23 protein-coding genes are annotated in these 21136 nt (G+C 72.6%); 15 read left to right on the top strand and 8 right to left on the bottom strand.

Going from position 1 to position 21136, the window contains the following annotated elements:
• The first annotated feature begins 110 nt into the window (after positions 1-110).
• Positions 111-416 (top strand): DUF2563 family protein, encoded by a 306-nt coding sequence (locus LNK82_RS32515; RefSeq protein WP_230570730.1) that lies wholly within the window; start codon positions 111-113, stop codon positions 414-416.
• Complete coding sequence (locus tag LNK82_RS32510) at positions 413-2407, top strand: alpha/beta hydrolase (protein WP_230570729.1); 1995 nt, start codon at positions 413-415, stop codon at positions 2405-2407. The genes LNK82_RS32515 and LNK82_RS32510 overlap by 4 nt, the downstream gene beginning before the upstream one ends.
• Here the strand turns inward: LNK82_RS32510 and LNK82_RS32505 are convergent, their stop codons facing one another.
• The 6 genes from LNK82_RS32505 to LNK82_RS32480 form a co-directional block, all read right to left on the bottom strand.
• Positions 2408-2746: a hypothetical protein gene (locus LNK82_RS32505; RefSeq protein ID WP_230570728.1), complete on the bottom strand. Its 339-nt coding sequence runs from the start codon at positions 2744-2746 to the stop codon at positions 2408-2410. It lies immediately after the preceding gene.
• Between the two features lie 14 nt (positions 2747-2760).
• The gene (locus LNK82_RS32500; protein WP_230570727.1) at positions 2761-3138 is read right to left on the bottom strand and encodes a sterol carrier family protein; all 378 of its coding nucleotides are present in this window, start codon (positions 3136-3138) and stop codon (positions 2761-2763) included.
• 76 nt (positions 3139-3214) lie between these two features.
• Positions 3215-4021 carry an ESX secretion-associated protein EspG gene (locus LNK82_RS32495; protein WP_230570726.1) on the bottom strand — a complete coding sequence of 269 codons (807 nt, stop codon included), beginning with the start codon at positions 4019-4021 and terminating at the stop codon, positions 3215-3217.
• Positions 4022-4098: 77 nt separating this feature from the next.
• Positions 4099-5451, bottom strand: a complete 1353-nt coding sequence (locus LNK82_RS32490) for a PPE domain-containing protein (protein ID WP_230570725.1) — start codon at positions 5449-5451, stop codon at positions 4099-4101.
• Between the two features lie 36 nt (positions 5452-5487).
• Entirely contained in the window at positions 5488-5880 is a 393-nt protein-coding gene (locus tag LNK82_RS32485; RefSeq protein ID WP_230570724.1) for a transcriptional regulator, read from the bottom strand.
• A gap of 107 nt (positions 5881-5987) precedes the next feature.
• On the bottom strand, positions 5988-6572 hold the full coding sequence (locus LNK82_RS32480; RefSeq protein WP_230570723.1) for a DUF3558 domain-containing protein: 585 nt from the start codon (positions 6570-6572) through the stop codon (positions 5988-5990).
• 99 nt (positions 6573-6671) lie between these two features.
• Here LNK82_RS32480 and LNK82_RS32475 point away from each other — a divergent pair, with 99 nt between their 5' ends.
• The 10 genes from LNK82_RS32475 (at position 6672) to LNK82_RS32430 (ending at position 15652) form a co-directional block, all read left to right on the top strand.
• Positions 6672-7097, top strand: a complete 426-nt coding sequence (locus LNK82_RS32475) for a trehalase-like domain-containing protein (protein WP_230570722.1) — start codon at positions 6672-6674, stop codon at positions 7095-7097.
• Entirely contained in the window at positions 6997-8520 is a 1524-nt protein-coding gene (locus LNK82_RS32470) for a glycoside hydrolase family 15 protein (protein WP_230570721.1), read from the top strand. The genes LNK82_RS32475 and LNK82_RS32470 overlap by 101 nt, the downstream gene beginning before the upstream one ends.
• Positions 8517-9539 (top strand): alcohol dehydrogenase catalytic domain-containing protein, encoded by a 1023-nt coding sequence (locus tag LNK82_RS32465; RefSeq protein ID WP_230570720.1) that lies wholly within the window; start codon positions 8517-8519, stop codon positions 9537-9539. Before LNK82_RS32470 ends, LNK82_RS32465 begins: the two co-directional genes overlap by 4 nt.
• A gap of 159 nt (positions 9540-9698) precedes the next feature.
• On the top strand, positions 9699-10430 hold the full coding sequence (locus LNK82_RS32460) for a maleylpyruvate isomerase N-terminal domain-containing protein (RefSeq protein ID WP_230570719.1): 732 nt from the start codon (positions 9699-9701) through the stop codon (positions 10428-10430).
• Positions 10431-10545: 115 nt separating this feature from the next.
• Positions 10546-12078 carry an amidophosphoribosyltransferase gene (purF, locus tag LNK82_RS32455; protein ID WP_230570718.1) on the top strand — a complete coding sequence of 511 codons (1533 nt, stop codon included), beginning with the start codon at positions 10546-10548 and terminating at the stop codon, positions 12076-12078.
• Between the two features lie 79 nt (positions 12079-12157).
• The gene (purM, locus tag LNK82_RS32450; protein WP_230570717.1) at positions 12158-13219 is read left to right on the top strand and encodes a phosphoribosylformylglycinamidine cyclo-ligase; all 1062 of its coding nucleotides are present in this window, start codon (positions 12158-12160) and stop codon (positions 13217-13219) included.
• Positions 13220-13281: 62 nt separating this feature from the next.
• Positions 13282-13773: a SigE family RNA polymerase sigma factor gene (locus tag LNK82_RS32445; protein WP_230570716.1), complete on the top strand. Its 492-nt coding sequence runs from the start codon at positions 13282-13284 to the stop codon at positions 13771-13773.
• Complete coding sequence (locus tag LNK82_RS32440; protein WP_230570715.1) at positions 13770-14546, top strand: hypothetical protein; 777 nt, start codon at positions 13770-13772, stop codon at positions 14544-14546. The genes LNK82_RS32445 and LNK82_RS32440 overlap by 4 nt, the downstream gene beginning before the upstream one ends.
• A gap of 9 nt (positions 14547-14555) precedes the next feature.
• Complete coding sequence (gene arfB, locus LNK82_RS32435) at positions 14556-14984, top strand: alternative ribosome rescue aminoacyl-tRNA hydrolase ArfB (protein ID WP_230570714.1); 429 nt, start codon at positions 14556-14558, stop codon at positions 14982-14984.
• 35 nt (positions 14985-15019) lie between these two features.
• Positions 15020-15652 (top strand): class I SAM-dependent DNA methyltransferase, encoded by a 633-nt coding sequence (locus tag LNK82_RS32430; protein ID WP_268997438.1) that lies wholly within the window; start codon positions 15020-15022, stop codon positions 15650-15652.
• Here the strand turns inward: LNK82_RS32430 and LNK82_RS32425 are convergent.
• Complete coding sequence (locus tag LNK82_RS32425; RefSeq protein WP_230570712.1) at positions 15634-16296, bottom strand: response regulator; 663 nt, start codon at positions 16294-16296, stop codon at positions 15634-15636. The two genes, LNK82_RS32430 and LNK82_RS32425, sit on opposite strands and share 19 nt — an antisense overlap.
• Positions 16293-17849 carry a sensor histidine kinase gene (locus LNK82_RS32420; protein WP_268997424.1) on the bottom strand — a complete coding sequence of 519 codons (1557 nt, stop codon included), beginning with the start codon at positions 17847-17849 and terminating at the stop codon, positions 16293-16295. The genes LNK82_RS32425 and LNK82_RS32420 overlap by 4 nt, the downstream gene beginning before the upstream one ends.
• 115 nt (positions 17850-17964) lie before the next feature.
• Between LNK82_RS32420 and LNK82_RS32415 the strand changes: the two genes are divergently transcribed.
• Genes LNK82_RS32415 through LNK82_RS32405 form a run of 3 tightly spaced genes read left to right on the top strand, consistent with a single transcriptional unit; the run spans position 17965 to position 21015 of the window.
• Positions 17965-18945: a Bug family tripartite tricarboxylate transporter substrate binding protein gene (locus LNK82_RS32415; RefSeq protein ID WP_230570711.1), complete on the top strand. Its 981-nt coding sequence runs from the start codon at positions 17965-17967 to the stop codon at positions 18943-18945.
• A gap of 8 nt (positions 18946-18953) precedes the next feature.
• The gene (locus LNK82_RS32410) at positions 18954-19481 is read left to right on the top strand and encodes a tripartite tricarboxylate transporter TctB family protein (RefSeq protein ID WP_372470709.1); all 528 of its coding nucleotides are present in this window, start codon (positions 18954-18956) and stop codon (positions 19479-19481) included.
• A gap of 1 nt (position 19482) precedes the next feature.
• Positions 19483-21015: a tripartite tricarboxylate transporter permease gene (locus LNK82_RS32405; RefSeq protein WP_230570709.1), complete on the top strand. Its 1533-nt coding sequence runs from the start codon at positions 19483-19485 to the stop codon at positions 21013-21015.
• Positions 21016-21136 lie beyond the last annotated feature (121 nt).

The following is a 21136-nucleotide window of genomic DNA, read 5'->3' as shown; positions in this document are numbered from 1 at the left end:
GGGCGGATTTCTCCCCCTCCTGGACCAGCGGGGCGAGGGAACCGGGAAGGGTGAACGCGCGTCGCATTGCCGGCGGCAGGCGGCGCGAAGGGTGGGCAATCGTGTTCGGGGTGCGACCAGAAACGTTGCGCGAGGCGTCCAAGCAGTTCCACGAAGGTGCGGACGCGGCAGGCGACGGCGCGGAGATGATCTCCATGCTCAGGCTCGACGCCGACGCGCTCGGCCAGGTGGCCGCGGCGGCGGAGTTCGTCGACGCGCTGGCCAAGTGGTCCGGTGAGCAGTCCGACGACCTGCGCCGGGGCAGCGCCTGGTACCGCGACGCCGGCGACGGCCTGACCGAGAACGCCGACGCCTACCAGCGCGCGGACGACGACTCGAACACCTCGTTCCGCGGCATCGAAGGGGGCATGGCGTGAGCTTCACCGACCCTGAGGTCCTGTACGGGCAGTTGGCCGCGGGCGACGCGGGCCGGGTCGCGGCGGCCTCCGACCCCATCACCGGCGCGATGAGCGCCGTCGGCCGCGCGGGGCAGGCGGTCTCGTCGGGCGGCAGCACGGCGACCTCCAGCTGGCAGGGCGACGCCGCGGCGGGTTTCGGCGCCCGCGCCGAGCTGTCCGCGAAGTCCGCGACCGTGGCCGGCGAGCGGCTGGGCGCCGGCGCGGACATCGTCCAGGCCGCGTCCCGCGCCTACACCCAAATGCGCGGCAGCGCCGACCAGCTGATCGACTTCTGGCGCGGTCGCTCGCCCGCGTTGGACGAGGCGCAGACCCGTGAGCTGGCCAACCGCGTCAACGAGCAGCTGAACAACGTCAAGACCGGCTACGAGCGCGTGCTCCGCTCGTACGCCGACGCGCTCACCAAGGTCCGGCCCGGCTTCGAGGAGACCGCGAGCAAGGACCCCGGCTGGAACACCGCCGTCGCGGCCATGCGCACCTCCGCCACGGTGCCCGGTCCCGGCACCGACCCCAAGCAGGTCGCCGCCTGGTGGAAGTCGCTGACCAAGGAGCAGCAGGACGAGCTGCTGCGCACCAAGTTCCAGGAGCTGGGCCAACTGCGCGGCCTGCCGTCCGGCGTGCTGGACCAGGCCAACCGGATGCGCATCACGGACGACCTCCAGCGCTTCGGCGCGCAACGTGACCAGCTCGACGCGCAGCTGGCCGCGCGGGCGCAGGAGTTGGGCCTCGACCCGGACAACTCCGACGACCTGACCAAGCTCATGAACGACGAGCAGTACGCGTCGCTCAGCGAGCAGCGCCAGGAAGCCGCCACCAAGGCCGAGAACGCCGAAAAGGTCCAGAAGAGCATCGAGCAGGCGGAAACGCTCGCCAGGGACAACGGTTGGCTCAACGCCCAGGGTGAGCCGGACGTCCGAATCCTGGCCTGGGATCCCTACGGCCCGCGGGGCGACGGCGGAACCGCCATCGCCTACGGGAACCCCGACACCGCCAAGAACCTCGCGATCAGCGTGCCGGGCACCGGTTCCACGTTGGACGGCTTCTCCGTGAGCCAGGCCGGCAACCTGCGCGAGGCCATGGGCGCGGAAGGCAACGCCACCATCCAGTGGCTCGGCTACGACGCTCCGGGCTGGGCGATCGGCGAGGTCGACAACCCTGCGCAGGCCCGCGAGGGTGGCGCGAACCTCGTCGCCGACGTCAACGGCTACCGCGCCGCCGCCGAGGCCGCCGGCAACAACCCGCACGTGACCGTGATCGGCCACTCGTACGGCTCCACGACGGTCGGCTACGCGGGCATGAACGGCCTGGCCGCGGACGACATCGCGTTCGTCGGCTCGCCCGGTGTCGGCGCGTCGAACGTCGACCAGCTCTCGGCCGGCCCCGGTCACGTCTATGTCGGCGCGACCGAGCACGACCCGGTCGTGCAGGGCACGAGTTCGAACTGGTTCACCGAGGACGGCTCGTCCATCGGCCCGTACGACGAACGATTCGGCGCGAAGACCTTCGGCACCACCGACGGCTCTTCCGCGCTCGACGCGCACTCGCAGTACTACGCCCGCGGTTCGGAGTCGGTCCAGAACCTGGCCCGGATCGCAACCGGCGACGGCGCTTCGGTGACCTCGCAAGACTGGGACGAGAACCCGCTCGGCCCGTCGCTGCCCGGTTCGCACATCCCCGGTGTCGGCCCGGTGGTGGACTTCGTCGGCGGCACGGCCGTCGGTGCGGCGGACCTGGCCGTCGATGCGGGGACCGGGCTCTGGAACGCCGGCCGTGACGCGGTGAACGGCAACTGGTCCGAAGCGGGCACCGGCTTGCTCAACACGGGCAAGGAGGTCGTCAACGACGCCGTGGACGTCGTGGCCGGTGGTGTCGGTGACGTGGTTGAACTGGGCCGCGACGCGGTCGAGGGAGTCGGCAAGGCTTGGGACAGGACCGTCGGGTCCTGGTTCTAGTCAGCGCAGGCGGCAGGGCCCGACGACGGTCTGGACGCCTTCCTGGTCGAAGCCGCTCTGGTCGGACTGCCGCACCGAGCACACCACGAGGTCGCCGACCTTGATCCCCTCCGGGAACTGGTCGAGGTCGGCGGCGTTCTTGTTGATCTGCTCGAGCCCGCCTGGCTGCTCTTGGTCGATCTCCAGGTTCACGTACGACGGCTTGGTCTCACCCATCGACTCGTACGCCGGATTGATCTTGAGGACCTTGAAGTCCACCTCGCCCGACCACTCGCTGCTGCAACCGACGAGGAGGGTTCCGACCGCGAGGATGGCGAGACACGCCTTGAGCGCCTTCACGCGGTCGAGCTTAGCTAGAAGCGGAGCACCGGGAGCAGGGTTGAGAGATCGGCCCGGCTCCCGGACGCGGTGACCTTGGCGTCCGCCACTGCCTGGGCCCACCCGAGCCTGCCGACGGCCAGTTCCAGCCACGTGCGCGGGTCGGTCTCGACCACGTTCGGCGGCGTGCCGCGGGTGTGCCGAGGGCCCGCCACGCACTGCACGGCGGCGAACGGCGGGACCCGCACCTCCACGCTGCGGCCCGGTGCGACCTGCTCCAGCGTCCGCAGGCTCAGCCGCACGGCCGCCGCCAGCACCGGGCGGTCCGGCTGCTCGGCCTCGCCGGCGAGCCAGGGCAGCACGGCCTCGACCGCGGCGCGAACCTCGTGGGGGTCAACGGACTTCGACGGCACCCGCCCAGGCTATAGCCGTACGCGGAGCCGCAGTGGGGCCGGTGTCGCGCGGAGGACCACCCGCGCGACCGCGGCGTCAGAACTTGGTGGCGCGCACCGCTTCGGCGAGCAGTTCCTCGACCTGGTGCGCGAGCCGGCGCGAGTCGGTCGGGCTGAACGTGCTCCACGGCGCGGTGCCGTTCGACGCCCGTCGCTGTTGCAGGTAGCGGCCGTCCTCGGTGTCGAAGAACGCGACCACGCGGTCCGGCCGGCACCGCTTGCCGTACTTGTCGCGGGCCGCCGCGCCGAAGTTGCCGGTGTGCACGAGCCCGGTGAACATCTTCACCAGCGTGACGGCGTCCTCCTGGCGCACGCCGTGCTGGCGCAACGAGTTCTCCAGGCTCTTGGGCGAGCCGTCGGACTTCTTGACCGCGGCCTCCAGGTCGGCGCTCGGCATGGTGACCGAGTGCCCGGTGCCGGCCGGGTGCGCGGGCAGCGCGCCCAGCACCGCCGACGGCAGGCCGCTGCCCGCCGCGCGCCGGAACGTGAGCCGGTTCTCGGTCAACGTGGCCACCGCGCCCTCGTCGCCGTTGGCCACGGCCAGCACCCGCACGCTCTTGCCGATCCACACCCGGCCGTCGACCTCGCGCTCGGGCCTGCTGAACAGCCGCAGCAGGTAGTCCAGCTCGGGGTGCAGCCCGGTCGGGCCGCCGAGGCCGCGCGCGCCGATGCCCTGCCAGACGCGTCGTTCCAGGTCGGCGCGCTCGGCGTGGGTCTTGCCCGGCGACGGCACCTTGATCACCAACGGCATCTGGCCCAGGTCGAGGCGCTCCCAGAGCACGTCGAACTCCTCGGCCGAGAGCTCGATCGGCTCCCGCTCCGCGGACCCCCCGAAATACGTCACCGAAATCCCCGTCCCCTGAACGCCGGACACGGGCCCGCGCCAGGTCGACGCGAGCCCGTGCACCGGAGGATCGAACCCTACTGCGGCATTTCCCCGATCACCGGCGGCGCGACGAGCCGGTCGTCGCCGAACACGTCGTTCGTCTCGACCAGGTAGTCGGCTGCCTTGTGCTCGAGGTCGTCCTCGCCGTTGCCGCCCTGCGCGCCGGCCGCCCCACCGGCCATGCCCGGACCGCCCGCACCCGGACGACCCGCCGCGCCGGGACCACCGGGACCGCCGGCACCGGGACCGAAGCCGCCGACACCCGCGGCGCCACCGCGACCGGGCATGCCGGCCGGGTTGCCACCGCCGGGCGCACCCGCGCCACCGGGCATGCCGGAACCGGGCATACCGCCCATGCCGGGCATACCGGGGCGCATGCCACCGGGACCCTGCTGGCCAGGGCCGGGCACACCGGGCATACCCGGCATGCCGGGGCCGCGACCGGTCGGCAGACCGGGGCGCGGCGGACCGCCGGGACCGGTCGGCACCCTCGGCGGGACCTGCGGGCCGTTGTTCGGCGGCTTCGGCGGGACCCACTGGGGAGGGGGCATCGGGCCGACGGGCGGCTTCGGCGGCAGGTTCACCGGGGGGTTGACCGTCGGCGGCGGCACCGTCGGGGTGCCCGTCGTCGGCGGGGCCCACGAGGTGTTCGTGTTGCCACCGGTGCCGGGCACCAGGCCGGGCTGCGGCACGGGCGTGCCGGTCGACGGCGGGGCCCACGACGTGTTCGTGGTGCCACCGCCACCGCCCGGCGGCGTCCACGTCGGGGTGGAGTTGTAGCTCGCGCTCGTGTTGTTGAACTCACCCGCGCCGGCCGGCGGCGGGGTGTCGATCACGACCTTCGGCGGCGGGACGAACTTGCCCAGCGTGTCGGCGTTCCACTCGCTGCTGGACTGGTAGTTGTTCATCACCTCGACAGCCTTGGCCTCGGCGTTGTCCTGCGCCGCTTCCTGCTGCTCGTGGTCCTGCTGCTGCTGGATGACGTGCATCATGCCGACCGGACCGGTCAGCCCGCCGAGGATCTTGTCGCCGAGCGACGGCGCCTCGGTGGTCACCGGGACCGGCTCGGGCATCTCCTTGCGGGCGTTCGCGATGTAGTCCGCCTGCAGCTGGGCGGAGGTCTCCATCGTGCCCGAGCCCTGCTGGGCGTCCGACGCCCACGCGGCGAGCGGCGACAGCGTGGCCGTCGTGGTGTCGGCGGTGTCGCCCTCCCAGCTCGCGCCGAGCTTGGCGAGCCCCTGCTGGATCGAGGTGTCGATCTCGCCCAAGGCCTCGGACAGGGACTTCCAGGAGTCCTCGAGCGGTCGGGACGCGGCAACGCCCGGCCCCTCGTTGATCATCCGGTAGAGATCGGGGTGGGCATACCCGCGCCAGCGGTGGTCACCCATCGTGCTCGCCCCCCTCGGGTGCGTAGGTCGGCAAGGTCAGCGGTTGTCGACGCGTCCCCAGGACGCGGTGTTGTCGCCTTCGACGCGCCGGTAGTCGGCTTCGATGGCGGTGAGCTGGTCGACCACGCCCTGGAGCTGGTCGCGGTAGGCCTTGAGGGCCGTCAGGCCCGCCGAGTCGCCCGCCTCGAAGGTGTCCTGGTTGAACCGGTCGGCGGTCTCGTTGCTCACCGGGTCGCCGGCCCAAGGCTTCGCCCTCAGCTCCGCGATCGCCACCCGGAGCTTCGAGTCCAGCTGGTTCAACGCGTCGGCGAACACCTTGCGCGCGTCCGGGATCGCCGAGGGCTCGATGCTCAACTTCCGCTGCGCTCCGGCGTAGTCCGGGAGCGTCGTCGGCGTCGATCCTCCGCCACCACCATCCGCGATGAACACGGCACACCCCTCCTCAGTACTGCACATACCCCAGCGTGTGCATTCGGGACGACTTTAGCTCTGATGCATGACGCGGGTGGGCGGTTCCCTTCGCAAAGGGGGTAGTTCTACTTGTTCACGTTGGCGACGACGGCCGCCGCGACCGGCTGGACGACCTGGCAGAGGGTCGCGAGGTCGACGTCGCCGAGGCTGAACGCGCCCACGTCGACCACCTGGCCGTCCGAGACGTCCACCGTGACCGAACAGGACAGACCGAGTGGGGTGTCGGCCTCGACCAGCAGCGCGGGGAAGCCGCCGACCTCCAGCCTGGTCACCTTGCCGTCCGACTTCGCGTACTCGTCGATGCCCGCGGTGGTGTCGGCGACGATGCCGACGAAGTGCTTGCGGTCCCCGCGGCTGATCGTGCAGCCCTTCTTGCCGGGGGCGTCGTCGCTCGGCTGCGGCGGCTGGTCCAGGCCGAACTCCGCGCGCTGGGCCTCGGTCAGCAGAGCGCACGGGTCGACGCCCTCGACGTTGATCGTCTTCGGGCGCTTGGCCGGCTCCTTCGTCGTCGACGACGGCTTGCCCGACCCGGACGCCTGGCCCGCGGTGGTCGTCGGCGTCGAACCACCGGGGGTCGCGGACCCGTCCGTGGCTTGCGAGCAGCCCCCGAGCAGGGCCAGGGCGGCGATGAGCGGCACGACACGGCGCATGAGGACCAACGTATCGGATCGGCCTCACCCGTAAGGCGCATTGCGGGCAACGTGCGCGAGAGCGCGCACGGTCGAACGCGGGTACGTAGGGTCGGCGGCGTGGGCGACACAGGACCTGGACGGATCGAGGACTACGCGCTGCTGTCCGATCTGAGGACGGCGGCCCTGGTGGGACGGGACGGGTCGATCGACTGGCTGTGCATGCCGCGGTTCGACTCGCCGTCCTGCTTCTCCCGGCTGCTCGGCACCGAGGACGACGGGCACTGGCGGATCGCGCCGACCGGCGAGGTGGTGTCGGTGCGACGGTCCTACCGGGACGGCAGCCTGGTGCTGGAGACCGAGTTCGAGACCGTGGACGGCGTGGTGCGGCTGATCGACACCATGCCGCCCGAGCAGGACGACTGGGACGCCGACACGCGGGTGGGTGCGCGTGCTGGAGGGCGTGGCCGGGCAGGTCGAGATGTCGTTGCGGTGGGTGCTGCGGTTCGCCTACGGCGACTCGGTGCCGTGGGTGCGGCGCGGTGAGCGGGACGGGCAGGAGTGCATCGTCGCGCTCGCCGGCCCGTCCGCGGTCGCGCTGTACGGCGACCGGCTGCCGTACCGGGTGCACGGCAAGCGCGCGCACGAGGCGGAGTTCACCATCTCGGCGGGCGAGCGGCTGTCGTGGGTGATGGAGTTCGCCTACTCGCCCGACGAGCCGCCCGCGCCCGTGGACGCGATGGCGGAGGTCGCGCGGTCCGAGGCGTTCTGGCTGGGCTGGTCGTCCCGGATCGACTACGACGGCCCGCACGCGGAGGCCGTGCGGCGGTCGCTGATCACGTTGAAGGGCCTGTCGTACGCGCCGACCGGCGGGATCGTGGCCGCGCCGACCACGTCGCTGCCGGAGACGTTCGGCGGCGAGCGCAACTGGGACTACCGCTACTGCTGGCTGCGCGACGCCACGTTCACGTTGCTGGCGCTGGACAACTTCGGCTGCACGGACGAGGCGGCGGCGTGGCGGAGGTGGCTGCTGCGCGCCGTCGCGGGCGACCCGGCCGACCTGCAGATCATGTACGGCCTCGGCGGCGAGCGGCACCTGGTCGAGTGGGAGGTCGACTGGCTGCCCGGCTACCGGGGCGCGCGGCCGGTGCGGGTCGGGAACGCGGCCTACCGGCAGTTGCAGCTGGACGTGTACGGCGAGGTGATGGACGCGTTGCACCTGGCCCGGGAACGCGGCCTCGGCGAGACGGCGGACTCGTGGGCCATGCAGCGCGGCATGCTGCGGCACCTGGAGAAGGTGTGGGAGCAGCCGGACAAGGGGCTGTGGGAGGTGCGCGGCCCGGACCGGCACTTCACGCACTCGCGGGTGATGCTGTGGGTGGCGTTCGACCGGGCGGTGCGCGCGGTGGAGGAGCACGACCTGCCCGGTCCGGTGCAGCGGTGGCGCGAGCTGCGCGAGGCAGTGCACGCCGAGGTGCTGGCGAAGGGCTGGAACGCGTCGGTGGGCGCGTTCACCCAGTACTACGGCGGCACGGAGCTGGACGCGGCCACGCTGCTGATCCCGGCGGTCGGCTTCCTGCCCGGCGACGACCCGCGCGTGCTCGGCACCCTGGACGCGATCTCGCGGGTGCTCAAGCACGGCGACCTGGTCGACCGGTACGAGACCGGGCACGGCGAGTCCGAAGTGGACGGACTGGTCGGTGTCGAGGGAAGCTTCCTGGCGTGCTCGTTCTGGTACGTCGACGCGCTGGCGTTGGCCGGGCGACGCGAGGAGGCGCTGGCGATGTACGACCGGCTCGTGGACCTGTGCAACGACGTGGGGCTGTTGGCGGAGGAGTACGACGCGGGCACCGGGCGGATGCTCGGCAACTTCCCGCAGGCGTTCAGCCACCTGGCGCTGGTGAACAGCGCGGCGGTGCTGTTCGGCGGCCACACCCGCGACGAACGCCACCGCAGCGGTGCGGCGTGAGGGCGGCGGAGGTCGTGCCCGGCGAGCCGTCGGCGTCACGGGTGGTGGACCGCGAGGTCGTCCCGGTCGACGGCGAGCTGCTGGTCGAGGGGCTGCTGGCGGGCGTGTGCGGCACCGACGTGGAGATCGTCCGCGACGGTTTCGGCTGGTTGCCGCCCGGCCGGGAGCACATCGTGCCGTTCCACGAGTCGCTCGGCCGGGTGATCAGCAGCCCGACGCCGGCGTTCGCGCCGGGCGACCTGGTGGCCGGGGTGGTGCGCCGGCCCGACCCCGAGCCGTGCCCGGCGTGCGCGGTGGACGCGTGGGACTTCTGCCGCAACGGCAAGTACACCGAGCGCGGCATCAAGGAGCTCGACGGGTACGGGATGCAGCGCTGGACGGTGCCGCCGAAGTTCGCCGTGCGGCTCGACCCGGCGCTGGGTGACGCGGGCGTGCTGACGGAGCCCGCGTCGGTGGTGGCCAAGGCGTGGGCGCAGGTGTCGGCGGTGGCCGCGCGGTCGCACCTGCCGGTCCGGTCGGCGCTGATCACCGGTGCCGGGCCGATCGGCCTGCTGGCGGCGTTGCTCGGCGTGCAGCGGGGCCTGCGGGTGCACGTGGTCGACCGCGTCACCGACGGCCGCAAGCCGGACCTGGTCACCACGCTGGGCGCCACCTACCACCGGGACCTGGCCGGGGTCGCCGCCGAGGTCGACGTGGCGATCGAGTGCACCGGCGTCCCGTCCCTGATCTGGGAGTGCGCGCGCCGCGCGTCGGTCACCGTCGTGGCGGGCATCTCGGGCGAGCACGACCCAGTGCCGCTGGACCCGGGCGTGTTCGACGGCATGGTGCTGGGCAACAAGACGGTCTTCGGCACGGTCAACGCGGGCCTGCCGGACTACCTCGCCGCCGCAGAGGCCCTCGCCGAGGCCAGCCGCCCGTGGCTGAACGGCCTGATCACCCGCCGCGTGCCCCTCGACCGCTTCACCGAGGCGCTGGAGCGGGAGCCCGACGACGTGAAGGTGGTCGTCGACCTGGCGTGACGGGCGGCCGGGTCCCCGCCGGGTGGCATCGCCGATCGGAGGGCACCGGCGGCCCGGTTCCCGCGTCGATTAGGTGGGAAGGTCGGCCTTCCGCCGCCGGGACCGCGCCCCGTGCGGCACGATGGCCGCGCACCGATCGACTCAAGCGGGAGGCTGGACGTGCCTGGAGGTTGGACCACCCAGCGGTGGACCGAGGTCTTCACCGCGCAGGCGGAGATGTTCCGGGCGGCGGTCGGGAAGGCCGACCCCACCGCCAAGGTGCCCAGCTGCCCCGGCTGGACGTTCACCGACCTGACGCTGCACGTCGGCAGGTTCCTGGAGACGTCGCTGGAGTACCTCCGCACCGGCAGCCCCGTCCAGCTGCGCCTGCCGCGCCCGCCGGCCGAGGTAGAGCCGCTCGCGTACCTGGACGCCCAGCTGGCCAAGGCCGCCGAGCTGCTGCCCGCCGTCCCGGGCAACCGGGCGGCCTGGACGTTCTCGCCCGCCGCGCCGGACCTGGCGTGGGTCTGGCACCGGCGGATCGCGCACGAGCTCGACCTCCGCCGCTGGGACGCCCAGGCGGCCCTGCGCGAGCTGGTGACGGGCGACGCGGACTTCGCCGTGGACGGCATCGACGAGGCGCTCACCACCCTGCTCGCCGCCAAGTACGCCACCGACGTGCCGCCGACCACCAAGGGCACCGCCCTCGTGCAGCTCACCGACGTGCCCGAGGCGTGGGTGGTGACGTTCGCGCCGGGCGTCGTGCCGGAGGTGCGGGCGGCCTGGCCGGGCGAGGAGACGGACGTCCAGGTCACCGGCGAGGCGCAGCTCGTGCACTACGGGCTGTGGGGCCGCCTGCCGCTCAAGCACACCGGCGACGAGCGGGTCTGGTTCGCGCTGAAGCTCGACTGACGGCCCGGTGAGGGTGCGTTTCGTCACGTCGATGGGGGGCTGAGGGGGGTGGGACGCCCCCCATCAGCCTTACACTCGATAGTGCAGCCCACCCTCGTCGTTAGGGAGCAACCCGGTGGTCACCGACCATTCAGCAACCGGCCGCATTGACCCCGACATCCAGGAAGAGCGCGAACCCCGCGAGGAATGCGGTGTGTTCGGCGTGTGGGCACCCGGCGAAGAGGTCGCCAAGCTCACCTACTTCGGCCTCTACGCCCTCCAGCACCGCGGCCAGGAGGCCGCCGGCATCTCGGTCGGCGACGGCAGCCAGGTGGTGGTCTTCAAGGACCTCGGCCTGGTCAGCCAGGTGTTCGACGAGCAGGTGCTCCAGGCGCTGCGCGGCCACGTCGCCGTCGGCCACTGCCGCTACTCCACCACCGGTTCCACCACGTGGGAGAACGCGCAGCCGACGTTCCGCACCACGGCCACCGGCTCGGGCCTCTCGCTCGGCCACAACGGCAACCTGGTCAACACCGCCGAGCTGATGGTGAAGGCGCGCGAGGTCGGCGTGGACACCAGCCACGGCGCGACCACGGACTCCGACCTGATCTGCGGCCTGCTCGCCGCCCAGGCCGCCGACATCGGCATCGAGCAGGCGGCCCTGCAGCTGCTGCCGACCCTGCGCGGTGCGTTCTGCCTCACGTTCTCCGACGAGTCCACCCTCTACGCGGCCCGCGACCCGCACGGCGTGCGCCCCCTGGTGCTCGGCAGGCTGGAGCGCGGCTGGGTGGTCGCCAGCGAGACGGCGGCGCTGGACATCGTCGGCGCGTCGTTCGTCCGCGAGGTCGAGCCGGGCGAGCTGATCGCGATCGACGAGAACGGCCTGCGGTCCAGCCGGTTCGCCACGCCCGAGCCCAAGGGCTGCATCTTCGAGTACGTCTACCTGGCCCGACCGGACACCACGATCGCCGGCCGCTCGGTGCACGCCACCCGCGTCGAGATCGGCCGCCGGCTCGCCGCCGAGCACCCGGTGGAGGCCGACCTGGTCATCCCGGTGCCCGAGTCCGGCACGCCGGCCGCCATCGGGTACGCGCAGGCCAGCGGCATCCCGTACGGCTCCGGCCTGGTCAAGAACGCCTACGTCGGCCGCACGTTCATCCAGCCGTCGCAGACCATCCGCCAGCTGGGCATCCGGCTGAAGCTGAACCCGCTTCGGGACGTGATCCGCGGCAAGCGCCTGGTCGTGGTGGACGACTCGATCGTGCGCGGAAACACGCAGCGCGCCCTGGTCCGGATGCTGCGCGAGGCGGGTGCGCTCGAGGTGCACGTGCGGATCGCGTCGCCGCCGGTCAAGTGGCCGTGCTTCTACGGCATCGACTTCGCCTCCCGGGCCGAGCTGATCGCCAACGGCCTGGACACCGACGGCATCCGCCGCTCGGTCGGCGCGGACTCGCTCGGCTACGTGTCGCTGGAGGAGCTGATCGCGGCCAGCGAGCAGCCCAAGACGCGGCTGTGCACGGCGTGCTTCGACGGGGACTACCCGATCCCGCTGCCCGACGACGCGCTGATCGGCAAGCACCTGCTCGAGGGGATCCGGGGCGTCGCGGGCTCGGCGACCCCCGTCCTGACGAACGGGTACGGTGCCGAGGACGCCCTGCAACGCCCCTGATCGCGGGCGGAGCCGGGCGCGTGCCCGGCTGGACACGGATGTACCGAATGTGGATGCCCTGAATGTGGAGCACAGAGACGTGACGGACAGCGCCAAGGCGACCTACGCCGCAGCTGGAGTAAGCATCGAAGCCGGCGACGAGGCGGTGGAGAAGCTCAAGCCGTGGGCGGCCAAGGCGCAGCGTCCCGAGGTGCTCGGCGGCATCGGCGGCTTCGCGGGGTTGTTCCAGCTCAAGCTCGACCGCTGGAAGGAGCCGGTGCTCGCGGCCTCGACCGACGGCGTCGGCACCAAGATCGCGGTCGCGCAGTCGTTGGACAAGCACGACACGGTCGGCATCGACCTGGTCGCGATGGTCGTGGACGACCTCGTGGTGTGCGGCGCGGAGCCGCTGTTCATGCAGGACTACATCGCGATCGGCCGGGTCGACCCGGACAAGGTCGCGGCGCTGGTCAAGGGCATCTCCGAGGGCTGCGTGCTGGCGGGGTGCGCGCTGCTGGGCGGCGAGACCGCCGAGCACCCCGGCCTGATGGGCGCGAACGACTACGACATCTCCGGCACGGGCGTCGGCGTGGTCGAGGCGTCCGCCATGCTCGGCCCGGACCGGGTGCGCGCGGGTGACGTGGTGATCGCCATGGGCTCGTCCGGCCTGCACTCGAACGGGTACTCCTTGGCGCGGCACGTGCTGCTGGACATCGCCCGGATGCCGCTGGAGGGCCACGTCGAGGAGTTCGGCCGCACCCTCGGCGAGGAGATGCTCGAACCGACCCGCATCTACGCCAAGGACTGCCTCGCGCTGGCCGCCGAGGCAGAGGTGCGCACGTTCGCCCACGTCACGGGCGGTGGTCTGGCCGCGAACCTCGCCCGCGTGCTGCCCGAGGGCCTGCGCGCCGAGCTCAACCGCCGCACCTGGACGCCCGCGCCCGTGTTCGCCCTGATCGCCCAGCGCGGCCGGGTCGAGCGCGAGGAGATGGAGAAGACGTTCAACATGGGCGTCGGCATGGTCGCCGTGGTCGCGCCCGAGGACGTGGACCGCTCCCTGGCCGTGCTCACGGCCCGCCACGTACCCGCGTGGGTGCTGGGCGACGTGGTCCGCTCGGACGAGCCGGGCGCCGCCCTGGTGGGCGACCACCCGCGTTTCTAGGTCCCGGCAGCAACCTCCGGCGGTCGCCGATCCGTATCAAGCGGCGACCGAGGAGGGGCCGAGTGGATCGCGATCGTGAGTTCGACGAGTACGTCGACGCCCGTGCGCTGGTGATGCGGCGGACCGCGTACCTGCTGTGCGGGGACTGGCACCGCGCCGAGGACCTGGTGCAGACGGCGCTGACCAAGCTGTACGTCGCCTGGCCCAGGGTGCGGCGGGACGTGTCGCCGGACGCCTACGCGCGGAAGGTGCTGGTCCGCGCGGCCATCGACGACTCGCGGCGGGCGTTCCGGCGGCGGGAGACGGTGGTCGACGCGGTGCCGGACACACCGGTGGCCGGCGCGCCGTCCGACCTCGACGTGCGGCGCGCGCTGGCGTCGTTGCCGGTGGGCCAGCGGACGGTGGTGGTGCTCCGCTACTGGGAGGACCTGAGCGTCACGGAGACCGCACGCCTCCTCGGGCGAACCGAAGGCACCGTGAAGAGCCAGGCGGCCAAGGGCTTGGCCGCGCTGCGCGACCTTCTCGGGCACGACGTCCTGGAGGAGCAGCGATGACCGACATCAAGCAGACCCTGGCCGCGGCGTTCGGCGACGAACCGCCGCTGGCCGTCGACAAGTCGGCGATCCGGCGCGCGGGCAGGCGCAAGGTGGCGACCCGGTACGCGTCCGTCGGCGCGGCGGCGGTGGTCGCGGCGGTCGTGATCGCCGTGCCGACCGCGGTGAACCTCGGCGGCGGGGTCGGTGGCGGCGGCCCGGACGCGGGTCGGGCGGGCACGTCCCAGTCCCCGGTGGTGGTCCCGCGGACCGGTCTTCCCTCGACCCCCCTGGCCCCGGGCGTGTCCGACGAGCACGCGGCGGAGCTGACGCGGATCCTGCGCGACTCCGGCGCGATCCCGGCAGGCGTCCAGCCGCGAGGTCCGGAGGGAGGGGCCGGCTACTGGGGGTTCTGGGGGGCCGGGCCGTTCTACCAGAACACGACGGAGGTGACCTCCGGCCGGGGCGCGGGCATCGTGTCGTTCATCATGTTCTCGCACCGCTCGTACGAGGACTGCGGGTCCCCGACGTTCCAGTCGCCCGCCCGCACCTGCGTCGAGCAGACCACGAGCGACGGTCGTGCGGTCAAGGTGGAGACGGACCCGGGCACCGCCGGCCGGCCGATCCGCGTCACGGTGGAACTGCCGGGCGACAAGATGATGCAGGTGTCGTCCCAGGGCATCGAGGACCGCGGCACCGGCGAGTTCGACACCACCCCCCTGTCAGGCGGTTCGCAGCCGCTCACCGTCGACGAGGTGGTAAACCTCGCGACCGTGCCGGGGCTGGTCTTCTAACCTGTACCGGTGGCCGAGGACCTGACCGTGACGCGGACGCTGGTGATACCGGCGGCCGAGTTGAGCGAGCGGTTCTCCCGGTCCTCGGGCCCCGGTGGCCAGGGCGTGAACACGGCGGACAGCCGGGTCGAGCTGAGCTTCGACCTGGCTGCCTCGCCGTCCGTGCCGGGGTGGTTGCGCGCGAGGATGCTCGGCCGACTCGAGAAACGCCTGGTGGACGGCGTGCTCACGGTGACCGCGAGCGAGCACCGGGCGCAGTTGCAGAACCGCCAGGCGGCCCGCGAGCGACTGGCCCGGCTCCTGCGCGACGCCGCCGCCGCGCCACCGCCGGTGCGCCGTGCGACCAAGCCGACCAAGGGCTCGAAGGAACGCCGCATCGCGGAGAAGAAGCGCCGCGCCCAGACGAAGCAGGGCCGCCGCGGCGGTGGCTGGGACTAAGGTCCCGGGGCGTGACCGAGCCCGAGTTCCTCACCATGGCGCGCACCGCCTACGACACCGTCGCCCACAGCTACGCCGACCTCGCGCGCGACCTGCTCGCGGAGATCCCGGCGGACCGGGCGGTGCTCGGGATGTTCGCGGAGCTGGTGCGGGGCCGGGTCGCGGACGTCGGCTGCGGTCCCGGCCGGATCTCCGGCCACCTCAAGCGGCTCGGCGTGGACGTGTTCGGCGTCGACCTGTCGCCCGGGATGGTCGAGGTCGCCCGCCGCGACCACCCGGACGTGCGGTTCGAGGTGGGTTCGATGCTCGACCTCGACCTGCCGGACGGCTCGCTGGGCGGCGCGCTGGCCTGGTACTCGGTGATCCACGTGCCGTGGGAGCGGCACCCGGCGGTGTTCGCCGAGTTCCACCGCGTGCTCGCGCCCGGCGGCCTGCTGGTGCTGGCGTTCCAGATCGGCGACGAGGTCCGGCGGTACGAGCAGGGCTACGGGCACGACATCCTGCTGGACGTGTTCCGGCTGGACCCCGACCGGGTGCTCGGCCAGCTCGCCGAGGCCGGGTTCGAGCCGCACACCCGGCTGGAACGGGAGCCGGCCGACCCGAGGTGGGAGAAGACGCGGCAGGGTTACCTGATCGTGCGCAAGAGCGGTCAGCCCAGCCAGACGTAGAGGCGTTCGGGCCGCCCGGTGCCGCCGTACTTCAGCCGCACCTCGGCCTTGCCGGTGCTCACGAAGTGCTCCAGGTACCGCCGCGCGGACACCCTGGCCAGCTCGGTGGCGTCCGCGCACTCGCTGGCCGTCACCGGCCGGTTCCGCAGCACGCGTTCCACCAGCGCCGCGGTCTGCGCGGTCAGCCCCTTCGGCAGCACGGGCGCGGTGCTCGGCCGCGCGCCGAACACCTGGTCCACGTCCGCCTGGCCGGCCGACGCGAGCTGGTCGAGCCGCCGGTCGAGCGCGGCGAAGTGGGCGAGCTGGTCGCGCAGCGCGGCGTACTCGAACGGCTTGATCAGGTAGTGCAGCACGCCGCCGCGCATGGCGCTACGCACCGTCTCCACGTCCGTGGCCGCCGTGATCACGATGACGTCCACGTCGTCGGCCACCCCCCGCAGCTCCCGCAGCACGGCCAACCCGTCGACGTCGGGCAGGTACACGTCCAGCAGCACCAGGTCCGGCCGCAGCTCCCGCACCAGCCGCACGGCATCCGCGCCGTTGTGCGCCACGCCGACGACCTCGAACCCGGGCGTCCGCGCCACGTATCCACTGTGGACCTTCGCGACCATGAAGTCGTCGTCCACCACCAGGACCCTGATCACACCGGCACCTCCACGGGCAGCCGCGCGGTGAACACCGCGCCGTCCTCGTTGTGCACCCGGACGGACCCGCCGCGCCGCAGGCACGTCTGCCGGGTCAGCGCCAGCCCGAGCCCGCGCCTGCCCTGCTCGGCGGCCTTCGTGGTGAACCCGTGCCGGAAGACCTCCTCGGCCAGCCCCGCCGCCACGCCCGGCCCGGAGTCCCGCACCACCACGACGACCTCCTCGGACGTCGACCGCACGGACACCTCGATCCAACCGCGCCCCGACAGCGCGTCCAGCGCGTTGTCCACCAGGTTCCCGATCACCGTGACGAGGTCCGTGGACAACGCCTCGTCCACCGCGCCGAGCGAGCTGTCCGGCGCCATCCGCAGCCCGGTGCCGCGTTCGGCGGCGAGGCTGGACTTGGCGATCAGCAGCGCCGCCACGGCCGGGTCGGCGACCTTCGAGCCGACCTCCGCGCGCCAGGCGCCGTGCGCGGTGGTGATGCGGCTGATGAACCCGCGCACCTCGTCGTACTCGCCGAGCTCGACCAGGCCCGCGATGGTGTGCAGGCGGTTGCTGAACTCGTGCGCCTGCGCGCGCAGCGTGTCGGTGGCGTGCCGGTTCGCGTCCAGCTCGTCCCGCAACGTGGTCAGCTCCGTCCGGTCCCGCAGGGTGACCACGGCGCCGTGCACGTCGAGCGGCATGTAGTTGAGCGTGAGCACCCGGCCGCCGGTGAGCGCGAGCTGGTCCACGCCGGTCGCCCGCCCGGTGAGCACGTCGCGCAGCCGTTCGTCCAGGTCGAGCTCGGACACCGACCGGCCGACCGCGTCCGGCGGCAGCGCCAGCAGGTCGCGCGCGTGGTCGTTGACCAGGGTGATCCGGTGTTGCGGGTCGAGCGCGACGACGCCCTCCTTGATGCCGTGCAGCAGTGCCTCCCGGTACTCGACCAGCGCGGTGATCTCGTGCGGCTCCAGGCCCAGCGTCTGGTTCTTCACCCGCCGCGCGAGCAGCAGCGACCCCGTGACGCCGATGACCAGCGCCACCCCGAGCAGCCGCAACGCGTTGTCGGGCGAGTCCAGCACACCGTCCCAGAAGCCCGGCGCCTGCCGCCCGGCCGCGACCAGCCCGATCACCGCGCCGTCGTCGCCGATCACCGGCACGTGCGCCACGGTCGCGCCGCCCAGCTCGCCCACCCACGACCGGCCGCTCGCCGCCGTGCTGTCGCCGACGTCGAGCGGCTCGCCGACCTGGCTCGGGTCCGGCGAGGTCAGGACCTCGCGACCGGGGTCGGTGATGATCACGTAGCTGGCGCCGGACAGGCTGCGGGCGCTCTCCGCGAACGGCGCCAGCGCGTAGTGCCGCAGCGGGTCGGCCAGCGACGCCCGCACACCCGCCGTCGCGGCGACGTCCTCGGCCACGGACAGCATCCGGCGTCCCTCGGTCGTGCGGAAGTTGTTCCCCGCTTGGACGACCGACAGCACTCCCACCGCGCACAGCAGCGCCACGACCACTACCAGTTGCCACACGAGCAGCTGACGGGCCAGCGATCCGCGTCCGATCTTCTTGGCCAATCAGCACCTCCCGATGACCACAAAGAACAAAAGAACCCTTAGGCGCGCAAGCGGGACTTCCCTGTTTACACGAGTGCAACATGTCCAACCACGCGGAAGAGAGGTGGGGATCACAGTGCGGATCAGGAACTGGGTCGCGGTCGCCGGCGCGCTGGCGGTCGTCGTCCTCGTGCCGCCGCTGCTGACGTCCGGCGCGGACACCACGGCGTCGTTGCGCAGCCTGCGCGTGCTGGTGCCGAACGCGCCGGGCGGCGGTTACGACGTCACGGCGCGCACCGCGGCGAAGGCGATGGAGGACGCGGAGCTGATCCGCAACACCGAGGTGTTCAACCTGCCCGGCGCGGGCGGCACGGTCGGGCTCGGCCGCACGGTCAGCGAGCGCGGCAACGGCAAGCTCGTGATGTCCATGGGCCTGGGCGTGGTCGGCAGCGTCTACACGAACAAGGCGCCGTCGTCGCTGCTGGACACCACGCCGATCGCGAAGCTCATCGAGGAGCCGGACATCGTGGTGGTCGGCGCGGACTCGCCGTACCGGACGCTGGACGAGCTGGTCGGGGCGTGGCGGGCGGACCCGGGCGGGGTCACGGTCGGCGGCGGCTCGTCGCCCGGCGGTCCCGACCACCTGGCGCCGATGCTGATCGCCAAGGCCGTCGGCCTGGACCCGCGGCGGGTCAACTACATCCCGTACGACGGCGGCGGCGAGCTGCTGGCCTCGGTGCTGGGCGGGAAGGTCGCGTTCGGCGTGTCCGGCGTCGGCGAGTACCGCGACCAGATCGAGGCCGGGCAGATCCGGGTGCTCGCGGTGACCAGCGGCGCGCGGCTGCCCGGCGTGGACGCGCCGACGTTGCGCGAGTCCGGTGTGGACGTCGAGTTCAACAACTGGCGCGGCGTGGTCGCGCCGCCGGGCATCACCGACGCCGACCGGGCCCGGCTGGTGGACCTGTTCACCCACCTGCACGGCACGCCGCAGTGGCGGGAGGCGTTGGCGCGCAACGGGTGGACGGACGCGTTCGCGCCGGGGGACGAGTTCGGCGCGTTCCTGCGCGAGGAGAACGACCGGGTGGCGGCCGTGCTCAAGGACCTGGGGTTGGCATGAGTGGAGGGATGGGCGTGCACAAGGCGGTGAACAAGCCCTTGAGCCGGGCGTGGCTGCGGGAGCGGTCGGAGCTGGGCGTGTCCGCGGTGCTGGTCGGGTTGGGCGTGCTGGTCCTGGTCGACGCGATCCGGATCCACACCGACTTCGCGCAGCGCGGCCCGGTGGGGCCGAAGGCGGTGCCGGTGGTGGTCGGCGTCGGGCTGGTCGTGGTCGCCGCGCTGCTCGCGCGGGACGTGCTGCGCGGCGGGCGCGGCGAGGCGGAGGGCGGCGAGGACGTCGACCTCTCCGCGCCGGCCGACTGGCGGACCGTGCTGCTGCTGTGCGGCGCGTTCCTGGCCAACGCGGCGCTGATCGGGGTGGTCGGCTTCCCCATCTCCGGGGCGATCCTGTTCTGGGGCGCGGCCTACGCGCTGGGCAGCCGCGCCTTCGTGCGCGACCCGTTGCTCGCCGCCGGGCTGTCGGTGGCGACGTTCGTGCTGTTCAACAACCTCCTGGGCGTGCCGCTGCCCGGCGGACCGCTGATGGGGATGTTCTGACGTGGACTCGTTCACCAACCTCCTCGAGGGTTTCTCGACCGCGTTGACGCCGACGCACCTGGCGCTGGCGGCGTTGGGCGTGCTGCTGGGCACGGCGATCGGCGTGCTGCCGGGCATCGGGCCGGCGATGGCGGTGGCGCTGCTGCTGCCCGTCACCTACGGCCTGGAGCCGACCGGCGCGTTCATCATGTTCGCCGGCATCTACTACGGCGGCATGTTCGGCGGCTCGACCACGTCCATCCTGCTGAACACGCCGGGTGAGAGCGCCGCGGTGGTCGCGGCGATCGACGGCAACCCGATGGCGCGCAAGGGGCGCGGTTCGCAAGCGCTTGCGGCCGCCGCCATCGGGCACTTCGTCGGCGGTCTCATCGGCACGGTCCTGCTCGTCCTGCTCGCGCCCACGGTGGCGAAATTCGCCGTGGACATCGGCGCGCCGGACTTCTTCGCGATCATGGTGCTGGCGTTCATCGCGGTCACGTCCGTGCTCGGCGCGTCCCGCGTGCGCGGGTTCGCGTCCCTGCTCATCGGGCTCACCATCGGCTTGGTGGGGCTGGACGAGATGACGGGCCAGCAGCGGCTCACGTTCGGCTCGCTGCACCTGGCCGACGGCATCGACGTGGTGGTGGTCGCGGTGGCCCTGTTCGCGGTCGGCGAGTCGTTGTGGGTGGCCGCCCACCTGCGGCGCAAGCCCGCCCGGCCGGTGCCCGTCGGCCGCGCGTTCCTGGGTCGGGAGGACTGGCGGCGGTCGTGGAAGCCGTGGCTGCGTGGCCCGGTGATCGGGTTCCCGTTCGGCGCGATCCCGGCCGGCGGCGCGGAGATCCCGACGTTCCTGTCGTACGTGGCGGAGAAGCGGCTGTCCAAGCACCGCGACGAGTTCGGCAAGGGCGCGATCGAGGGCGTCGCCGGTCCGGAGGCGACGGCCAGCGCGTCGGCCGCGGGCACGTTGGTGTCGATGCTGACGCTGGGCCTGCCGACCACGGCGGTGGCCGCGGTGATGCTGGCGGCGTTCCAGCAGTACGGCATCCAGCCGGGGCCGCTGCTGTTCGAGCGGGAGTCGGCGCTGGTCTGGGGCCTGATCGCGTCGCTGTTCATCGGCCTGTGCCTGCTGCTGGTGCTGAACCTGCCGTTGGCCCCGGTGTGGGCGAAGCTGCTGAACATCCCCCGGCCGTACCTGTACGCGGGGATCCTGTTCTTCGCCGGTGTCGGCGCGTACGCGGTGAACGCCGACGTGTTCGACCTGCTGGTGATGTTCGTGATCGGCGTGCTGGGCTTCGTGATGCGGCGCTACGGCCTGCCCGTGCTGCCGGCGATCATCGGCGTGATCCTGGGCCCGGCCGCCGAACAGCAGATGCGCCGTGCCCTGCAGCTGTCGGACGGTTCGCTGACGGGCCTGGTCAACACCCCGTTCTCCCTGGTCGTCTACGGGATCGTGGTGGTCCTGCTGCTCTGGCCCCTGATCCGCCGCCTGCTGCGCAAGCCGACCCCGCCGACCGAGGCCTCCCCGGAGCCGGAACGGCCGAAGGTGGACGCCTAGGGCCAATACCAGTGTTGGCCCTAGCCGCGCAGCAGGCCGTCCAGCAGGGTGTCGAGGCCGCGCTTGATCCCGGCGGCCTCGACACCCCCGGGGGCGGCCAGGTTTGGGGGCCCCGGGGGGG

Source organism: Saccharothrix luteola, from assembly GCF_020859565.1.
Lineage (GTDB): Bacteria > Actinomycetota > Actinomycetes > Mycobacteriales > Pseudonocardiaceae > Actinosynnema > Actinosynnema luteola.
This window is presented reverse-complemented; position numbering and strand designations above follow the sequence as displayed.